The organism is Myxococcus eversor (assembly GCF_010894455.1).
Taxonomy (GTDB): domain Bacteria; phylum Myxococcota; class Myxococcia; order Myxococcales; family Myxococcaceae; genus Myxococcus; species Myxococcus eversor.
The window spans coordinates 1-8,430 of record NZ_JAAIXY010000047.1; the positions used below are offsets into that span (position 1 = coordinate 1).

Below are 8,430 nucleotides of genomic sequence, written 5' to 3' on the forward strand. Positions count from 1 at the left end.
CCTCACGCAGCGTGGCGCGCCAGAATCCGGCTCGCTGCTGGACTCCGCGCGACCTGCAACATCCCTTCCCGGCAACCAGCGCGCTCGTCGCGACCGCGATCTCCATCAACCACTTCGCTCAGCAACACTACTGGGAGGGCCGGGCCGCCCGACTGGGAGACGAGGTGCTCACCTACGTGCGCGCCGTCTTCGACTCCGACGACGTGCTGTCTCAGCTGTGCGCCGTGCAGGCCATGGTGACTCACCTGGAAACCTTCCCGCCCGAGCGCGCCCGCGCCGCCGCCCGGCGTGCGCACTACTACGGCACGTACAGCTACGGGGGCCTCAAGAACCTGCTGCGCCAGGGGCTGGACTTGCAACCCCTGCCGCTGGCGCTCGCCGCCCCGGCGACGGCCTCTCTGACTCAGCCGCGCTTCGCACGCAGCGTGGCCGAGCTGCTGCACCACCCCGCCGTGCCCCAGGAGCCCGAAATTGAGTCCCACTGACGAGCTGATTCCCATGCTCAAGAAGCTGCGCCTGTCCGGCGTCCTCCAGTCCCTTCAACTGCGCACCCAGCAGGCCGTGGACGACAACCTCTCCCACTCCGAATTCCTCTACCGGTTGCTGAGCGACGAGGTGGAGCGGCGCGACTCCAAGCAACTTTCCCAGCGCGTGCGTCGCGCCTCCTTCGAGCACGCCAGGACACTCGAGGATTTCGACTTCCACTTCAACCCCAGCGTGCCCAAGGCCAAGGTGCTGGAGCTGGGCACGTGTGGCTTCCTGGAGCGCCACGACAACGTGCTCGTCGTCGGTCCCACCGGTGTCGGCAAGTCCCACCTGGCTCAAGCCCTCGGTCACCGTGCTTGCCGTGCTGGCTACAGCACCCTCTACGTCGGCACCCACGAGCTGCTCATGCAACTACGCGCCGCACGGGGCGACGGGAGCTATGAGAAGCGCCTGTTGCGCTTCACCTCGCCAGACTTGCTCATCATCGATGACCTCGGCCTTCGCGGGCTGACACAGGATGAGCCGGTGGACCTCTACGAGGTCGTCCGCCAGAGGTACGAGCGCAAAAGCACCGTCATCACCTCCAACCGGGCGATTGAAGAGTGGCCTCCGCTCTTCGGGGACCCGCTGATGGCCAGTGCCGCCATGGACAGGCTGCTCCACCACGCCCACGTCCTGGTCATCGAAGGCGACAGCTATCGCAATCCACCCCCTGCCCGGCGCCGCAAGCCCACTGCCGCGGAGGCACGTTAGACACCAGCGTGGATCCGCTTGGCCGACCCCAAACTCGTCAGCGCCGTGAACTCGAACAACGGCTCCCTGACAAACTCACCAAGGCGATCCGCTTGGCCGACCCTCACGCGGTCCATACCCCCGGTCCTTGACACAGAAGAGCCGCTCGCTTCTCACCGAGTAGAACGCCATGAGGAGGCACGACTTCAGCAACTGCTCCGGCGGAATGCTCGGCCGTCTGGTGCCGCTGTACATCGTGTCGAACATCGGCGAGAGCGCCGCCAGCGCAGCGTCCGCCATGTCCTTCACCCTGCGCAGCGGATGGTCCGCCGGGACTCGGCCTCCCGGCGTCCGCAAGCTGAACAGCGTCGTCTGCTGCTTGGACCGTCCGCGCATCGCTGCCTCCGATGCACGGAGGACACCACGCGACTGTGCGGGGTGTCGATCCCCAGGAGGGGTTTCTCAACAGCCTGCTAGGGAGCGGTCGGTCCAGCGACGAAGCTCTATGAGGATTGGCCCAGACCAATCTCGCGCAGCTCACGAAGAGCTGTACGACATCCTGCCGGCGTGGATTCTCATCAGACCCAGCCGACGGACGCCATCGCCGTCTCATGGGCGGGGCGCGTGCCTCATGCGACGGGGTGCCCACCATCAATATGCTCGGCTCAATGACGTGCATATCGCGCACCAATCGTCACGTCCGCGCGGAATCGACGTGAAGGTGGACCCGGCGTATGTCCTGGCCCGGCGGCCTGAGGTCATCTTGGCCAACGTGAACCACTGCTAGTGGACACAGGAGTGCTCGTTCGCGCAGGCGAGGGAAGATTGGCGACAGGCAGATCCGCAAGCTGCTTCGTCAGTCGCCAGACTACGAATGGGGAAGGACGCCCCGACGGATATCTTCGTCTTTCGCCACAGCGAGCCACGGGCACAGTATGGTGGCGATCATGATTTACAGGCTGATTCGAGGAGTTCGCCAGATCGGTCGGGTCCATGAAGTCGCGAGGTGCGCGAGAACCCTCCAGGGTTGGCCGAGCATCACCAGCGCGTACCTAGGTCTCACGCGCCTGAACTACCCGGCACGGTTTGAGACGCGCGACGGCTTTGTGTTGCCGCTGGAGACCTTTCACGACCTGGTCACTGCGTGGATCCTCTTCTGCCGGCAGGAATACGTCGTGCCGGCGGACGCGAAGGTCGTGGTGGATTTCGGCGCCAACTACGGCGCGTTCGCGGTGTTGGCCGCGAGAGCGGCGCGTCAGGCGAGAGTCATCTGCTTCGAGCCCTTCCCCGAGACATTCCACAAGCTCCAGCAGACGATTCGCATGAACAAGCTGGAGGAGCGGGTGACGTGCCTGCCCATTGCTGTCGCGCGGCAGACCGGAGCGGCCTTCATGAGCACGGAGCCTTCCATCCCGAGCCAATCGCGGGGTCTGGAAGCAGCCTCCACGGGGCGGTCCGCGCTGGAGGTCAAGACGCTCGACCTCGGTGGAGCTCTAGAGGAGGTGCGACGCTTGATGGGGACCCGGCATATCGACCTCGTGAAGATGGACATCGAAGGGGCCGAGCACTCGTTCCTGCCGGACGTGCCGCCTGACACGCTGACAGGCATCGATGCATGGCAGATGGAGTACCACCCCAACGGTCCGAAACAAGCGCTGTTCCAGGTGCTGGACCGTGCCGGGCTGAAGCTCCGCCATGACCAGGTTGACTGTGAGAACGGAGGGGTGGCGCACTTCACCAGGGCCCGCGCCTGAGGCGATGCCTACGCCTGTACGGATGCCTGGTGTTGTACCGCTCCGAACCGGCGGCCCGCGCCCAGAGCAACCCGTTCAACGAAGTGCCAGGACAAGACCCCGAGCACCAGGATGAGTGGAAAGGCCAGCGCTGCATTCCACCACCACACCATGGGCCCACCCACCAGGGCCGTGACGGCTTGTTGCACGGGGAAGGCATAGATGTAGATGCCGTAGGAGAAGTCCCCGTGGCGTCCGAAGTGCGCCAGTCGGCTCGGGAGAAACGCGAGGTAGAGCACGAGGTACGCGCCGCAGGAGCCCAGCGCGAGCCGGAGTCCCGTGCCCGTCATCGCCGTGGCCACGAGCATGCCCACGCAGGCCAGTGCAATCCAGGGACTCATCCGCACCCTGTCCCGCCAGAGATAGAACGCCAGCCCTCCTCCGAAATAGAGCCCCAGCTCCGGCCAGAGTCCCAGACGACCGATGTGCAGCAATGACAATCCGGCCGTGAGGCACCACCCCGCGAGCGCCAGTTCCTTCCGCAGAAGCTTCGTCAGGCCCAGTCCCAGCACGAGCAGGTAGAACCCCACCTCGTACTTCAGCGTCCACAGCGAGCCGTTGACCGCGCCGACATACACGTTCGACTCGAACACCCCTGGCAACATCCACTGCGGCTCGACGAGCGTGAGGTTGCGCAGGATGAACGTGTAGGTGCTAGGGGACGTGAAATACGCATGCAACGGATGCGTGGTGAACGCGGCGCCGAGCACGAAGCTCGTCAGTACGAGAGACACCGCCAGCCCCGGAAAGATGCGCAGAACCCGGGCCCGGATGAATTTCTGGGCGTCGCGACTCCGCTCCCAGCTGCGAGTGATGAGGACCCCGCTGATGACCAGGAACAGGGCCACGCAGACGATGCCCAGGGTGACCTGTCCATGGGTGAAGTCGGTCAGCGGCTCTGAGCGCCCCTTGGGCCCCTCTCCCAGCGGAAATGCATGACTGAAAATGACCCCCGTCGCCGCGGCGAAGCGCAAGAAGTCCAGGTTGTTGGTCGGACCTTCGAGGTACTCTTGCAAGGTGGGGCGCATGCGGTTGGTGGGAGCATTGTGTCCCCCGTCCCAGGAGCGTCAACAACGGACAGCGAAGGGCCTGGCCGCAGGGCAGGCGTGGTGCTGAGGTCAGCCATGACACGTCCAGGCATCGCCAAACCCCGCATGGCCGCTCGCTGGGCGACAACTCGGGCGACATCCTGGGTGTCGCACAGGAACGCTCATTGACGCGCCGTGACGCTCACCGTCAGCATGGCGGGAGCGGCCCTCCTCGATGATCACCTTCTTCGTTGCGTTCCTTGTCTCGCTGATGGTGGCCTTGGGGCTCACGTTCGTCGTGCGCAATCAGGCGCTGGCGTGGGGCTTGTTGGACCAGTCCAACTCGAGTCGCAAGGTCCACGTCCGGCCCATTCCCCGGCTGGGTGGCATCGGCATCGTCGCGGGCTTCTTCGCTCCGCTGTGCGCGCTGTTCCTGGTGGACTCTGGCGTGGGGCACCACTTCCGCTCCCACACGGACCTGATTTCGGGTCTGTTCACGGGGGGCGCGGCCATCGCCGCGCTCGGCCTGTACGACGACCTGCGAGGCGCGGGCGCGCGGCTCAAGTTCAGCGTGCAGTTCATCGTGGCGCTCGGGCTCTACCACCTGGGTTTTCGCATCGAGGTCATCGCCAATCCGTTCGGCCCTGAGCTGTCGCTGGGAGCGCTGAGCCTGCCGTTCACCGTGCTGTGGATGGTGGGCGTCATCAACGCGCTCAACCTGATTGACGGGCTCGACGGGCTCGCGGGTGGCGTGGCGTTCTTCGGTGTGAGCACCAACTTCATCCTCGCGCTGGTGCGAGGCGACGTGCTGCTATGCCTGGTGATGGCGGCGCTCGCGGGCGCCATCCTCGGGTTCCTCGTCTTCAACTTCAACCCGGCCTCCATCTTCATGGGGGACACCGGCAGCATGTTCCTCGGCTTCGTGCTGGCGGCGGTGGCCATCAAGACGAGCACCAAGAGCGGTACGACGGTGGCCATGCTCGTGCCGGTGATGGCGCTGGGCCTGCCCATCATGGACACGCTGCTCGCGGTGGTTCGCCGCTCGCTCCTGGGGCGCCCGCTGTTCAGCGCGGACAAGGAGCACATCCACCACCGCGTGATGAGCCGCATGGTGCTCAGCCACCGCTCCACCGTGCTGGTGCTGTACGCGCTGTGCGGCCTCTTCATGTTGACGGCGCTGGGCCTCAACTTCGCCAACAGCGTGCAGAGCGCCATGTTGCTGTGTGGCATGGGCGTGGTCATCGCGGTGCTGATGCGCAAGCTGGGCTACCTGGACCTGGGGCGCGCCAGCGACATGCAGCAGCGCCGCCAGCGCAACATCCGACTGCGTTCGCTGGTGAAGGACGTCATCGGCGCCGTGCGCGAGGCCCGGTCGCTGCAAGAGGTCTGGGGCGCAGTGCGAGTCCTCGCGGAGGTACTGGATGTGTCGCGACAGGAGCTGCGCTTCCAGCAACTGCGCGATGGGCTCATGGACGGCGTCGTCTTCGAGACCCAGCGTGCCGCGGGCCTCTCCATGCCCTACGAGCTGTGCCTGGAAGTGAAGGACGAAGAAGTGGTGCTGGGCTCGCTGCTGCTCGTCTGGAGAGACGGTCGCAACGCCATCGACCGGGACGAGGAGCTGGCGCTGGAGTTGGTGGCGGACGCCGTGGCGGAGCGTGCCGCGAGGCTCCTGGCGGTGGCGGACGCGGACCCCGCGCGTGTCGTCGTCCTGCGGCGATGACGACGTCCAGTGCCCTCGTCGCGCTGCTGCGCGCCTGGCCCCATCCCCCCGCGAGAAGTGTTCCCAAGGGAGACGAGGCCCTGGTCTTCGTGCGAGGCGCCGTCCGTCACGGGCTCGCCGGGTTCGTCGCTCACGCGGTGGGGCAGGTGGGCTGGGTGCTGCCTCATGATTCGGCCACGCTGTTGCGCCGTGAGTCGCTGACGGGCGCGGCTCGCTCGCTTCAGGTCAAGGCGCTGCTCCAGCGGAGCCTGGAGGCCCTGGCCGTCGAGGGCATCGTCCCCGTGCCACTCAAGGGCTACGGCCTGGCGCTGAGGCTGTATCCGGACCCCCTCCAGCGCGCCACCCGTGACGTGGACCTGCTGGTGCCCCGAGGTGACGTCGAGACGGCCGTGCGCGTCCTCACCGGGCTGGGGCTGACGGCGCGTCCTACGCGCGACGGACGACACGCGGACGTGGACTCGCACCACCTGGAGCTGGAGGGAAAGGCAGGGCTGGTGGAGCTGCACTTCCGCGCCCTGGCGGGCTGGGGGCGGACGCTGGAAGGCGATGCGCTGGTGGCGCGCGCGGTGGAGGGGACGCTGGAGGGCCAGCGGGTGCGGTGGCTCGCTCCCGAGGACGAGGCCGTGTACCTGGCCCTTCACGCGAGCCACCACCTCTTGCAGCGTCTGGCGTGGCTGTTCGACCTGAAGCTGCTGGTGGGTCAGGGGCTGGATTGGGTTCGCGTGGTGGAGGGTGCCAAGGGCACGGGTTTGCCACATCTCGTCTGGTACGGCTGGGAGGTGGCTCAACGGCTGCTGGGTGCACACGTGCCGGCGGACGCGCTGGAGGCCCTGGCTCCTCCTATGTGGCGCAGGAGGTTGGCGAGGCGGCTCTTCTCGGAAGAGCGACTGGTGGAAACGGAGCTGGTGCGCAGCCGGCCACGCTGGATGGCGGCGAAGCTGCTCCTGGCTCCCGAACCAGGGGCGATGCTCCGATATGCGCTGCGGCGCCTGGACACCGCAATGCGGCCCTCGCCTGACAGGTGACCCTCGGCCCCAGGGCGGGTCTTTGTCCTGTGGCCACCACGCCGTCGTCCTGATTGCAGGTGATGCGGTGGGCCCGTCAAAGGGGGCCACCATGCCGCTCAGCCTGCTCGAGGCGTTACCGGAGTATCAGCGGCGGTTGTCGACCTTCCTGTGCATCTCCGAGATGGGCCAGAAGGCCCGGGCATGACGTCGGCGCGCGCGCACGGATGCCGGTGGTGGTGATGGGGCTGTCGAAAGACTTTCACTGGGAGGAGGGGCTGTCCTCGGTGTCCAGGGCGGCGGAGCAGGTGGTGGTGTTCCTCGACTACCTGGCGAGTGCCTGGGACAGGAAGCCTACGCGTTTGACCCGCAGTGTCTGGATGAAGGAACTGGAAGAGCAGGACCTGCTGGCCGCGAACTCATCGACCGGGCAGTGCGGATGCTCGGCGTGGGAATAGCATCCGCCACCAACCTGCTCGACGTGGACGCCGTCATCCTGGGCGGCGGCCCGGGGAGACAGCTGGGACTTTCCTATGCGGAGAAGTCATCCGGTGCTCGAAGCCGTCACGGCGCTGAGGGATCCCCTCATCTAACAAGTTGATCAGCAGGCGCTTGCCCGGCTGCTGCGTGCAGTCGCACTGGCACCCGAGCAAAGAGACGGCCACCATGACGCGCAAGGTGGCTATCGACGAAGAGCAGGTGCGGGCGTTTTTGACGGAGGTGTTCGAGGACGACCTGCACGTCAAACGAATCCTTTCCCTCTCGCACGCGACGTTGGGCACGGTGCAGGCCACCAGCCTGTCGGTGGCGGCCATCGGCAAGGCCATGGCGTGGGCGAGGGGCGAGGACGTCACCTCCAAGCCCGCGGTGAAGCAGGTGGACCGGCTGCTGTCCAACGGGGGCATCAACGTCTGGAAGCTCTTCGCGGCCTGGGTGCCGTTCGTTCTGGCGGAGCGCACGGAGGCCGTCATCGCGCTGGACTGGACGGACTTCGAGAAGGACGACCAGGAGTCGCTCGTGGCGAGCCTCATCACCCGCCATGGGCGGGCCACGCCGTTGGTGTGGACGACGCTGGTGAAGTCCGCGTCCGTGGGCAACCGGCAGTTGGTGGAGGACCAGACCCTTCAGCGGCTGCGCGAGGTGATTGCCTCGCACGTGAAAGTCACCATCGTGGCGGACCGAGGCTTCGCGGATTCGAAGTTCTACGCGCTCCTGCGGCAATTGGACTTCGAGTACGTGGTGCGCTTCCGCGCGGACATGCTCGTCACGTCAGAGAAGGCAGAGACGAAACCCGCGGTCGAGTGGGTACCGGAAGGCGGACGCGCGAAGGTGCTTCGGAATGCACGCGTCACTACGGCCATGGCGCAGGTGGGGGCCGTGGTGTGTGTGAAACGCAAGGGCATGAAGGACTCCTGGTGTCTGGCCACCAGTTTCACCGGGTCAAGTCCCGAATCTTGTGTAGTTGGTTCGGAGGGGGTTCGGGGGAGGAATGCTCCTTGGAGGCATCAAGCAGCGGTGGTGTCTGGGGTTGATTTGAGCGGGGACATGTCGAGGTAGCGGCGGTCGTCCCAGACTCCGGTGACTTCCAGGGCGACGGCAGTGATGAGGCGCAGCGCGCTGGCGCGGTCAGGGAAGGCGCCCACGGAGCGGATGCGGCGCTTCACCTC

9 protein-coding genes and 1 pseudogene are annotated in these 8,430 nt (G+C 66.3%); 7 read left to right on the top strand and 3 right to left on the bottom strand.

Annotation, left to right across the window (positions count from 1 at the left end; all coding sequences use genetic code 11):
* Positions 1-485, top strand: a pseudogene (locus G4D83_RS44900) (hypothetical protein); the annotation flags it as partial.
* The gene (istB, locus tag G4D83_RS44905; RefSeq protein WP_163871124.1) at positions 472-1,239 is read left to right on the top strand and encodes an IS21-like element helper ATPase IstB; all 768 of its coding nucleotides are present in this window, start codon (positions 472-474) and stop codon (positions 1,237-1,239) included. The pseudogene G4D83_RS44900 and the gene istB, both read left to right, overlap by 14 nt.
* A 75-nt stretch (positions 1,240-1,314) precedes the next feature.
* On the opposite strand, the gene G4D83_RS44910 is transcribed toward istB, so the two are convergent.
* The gene (locus tag G4D83_RS44910; protein WP_205522869.1) at positions 1,315-1,614 is read right to left on the bottom strand and encodes a transposase; all 300 of its coding nucleotides are present in this window, start codon (positions 1,612-1,614) and stop codon (positions 1,315-1,317) included.
* Between the two features lie 539 nt (positions 1,615-2,153).
* Between G4D83_RS44910 and G4D83_RS44915 the strand changes: the two genes are divergently transcribed.
* Positions 2,154-2,972: an FkbM family methyltransferase gene (locus tag G4D83_RS44915; protein ID WP_163871125.1), complete on the top strand. Its 819-nt coding sequence runs from the start codon at positions 2,154-2,156 to the stop codon at positions 2,970-2,972.
* An 8-nt stretch (positions 2,973-2,980) separates the two neighbouring features.
* On the opposite strand, the gene G4D83_RS44920 is transcribed toward G4D83_RS44915, so the two are convergent.
* Positions 2,981-4,027 carry an acyltransferase family protein gene (locus tag G4D83_RS44920; RefSeq protein WP_240357186.1) on the bottom strand — a complete coding sequence of 349 codons (1,047 nt, stop codon included), beginning with the start codon at positions 4,025-4,027 and terminating at the stop codon, positions 2,981-2,983.
* 247 nt (positions 4,028-4,274) lie between these two features.
* On the opposite strand from G4D83_RS44920, the gene G4D83_RS44925 reads away from it, so the two are divergent.
* The 4 genes from G4D83_RS44925 (at position 4,275) to G4D83_RS44940 (ending at position 8,320) form a co-directional block, all read left to right on the top strand.
* The gene (locus G4D83_RS44925; protein WP_163871127.1) at positions 4,275-5,759 is read left to right on the top strand and encodes an MraY family glycosyltransferase; all 1,485 of its coding nucleotides are present in this window, start codon (positions 4,275-4,277) and stop codon (positions 5,757-5,759) included.
* Positions 5,756-6,784 (top strand): nucleotidyltransferase domain-containing protein, encoded by a 1,029-nt coding sequence (locus tag G4D83_RS44930; RefSeq protein ID WP_163871128.1) that lies wholly within the window; start codon positions 5,756-5,758, stop codon positions 6,782-6,784. Before G4D83_RS44925 ends, G4D83_RS44930 begins: the two co-directional genes overlap by 4 nt.
* 206 nt (positions 6,785-6,990) lie before the next feature.
* Positions 6,991-7,221: a hypothetical protein gene (locus tag G4D83_RS44935; RefSeq protein WP_163871129.1), complete on the top strand. Its 231-nt coding sequence runs from the start codon at positions 6,991-6,993 to the stop codon at positions 7,219-7,221.
* A gap of 208 nt (positions 7,222-7,429) precedes the next feature.
* Entirely contained in the window at positions 7,430-8,320 is an 891-nt protein-coding gene (locus G4D83_RS44940; RefSeq protein WP_163871130.1) for a hypothetical protein, read from the top strand.
* On the opposite strand, the gene G4D83_RS44945 is transcribed toward G4D83_RS44940, so the two are convergent.
* Positions 8,269-8,430: transposase (locus G4D83_RS44945; RefSeq protein WP_205522870.1), on the bottom strand; the 162-nt coding region annotated here is incomplete at its 5' end. The two genes, G4D83_RS44940 and G4D83_RS44945, sit on opposite strands and share 52 nt — an antisense overlap.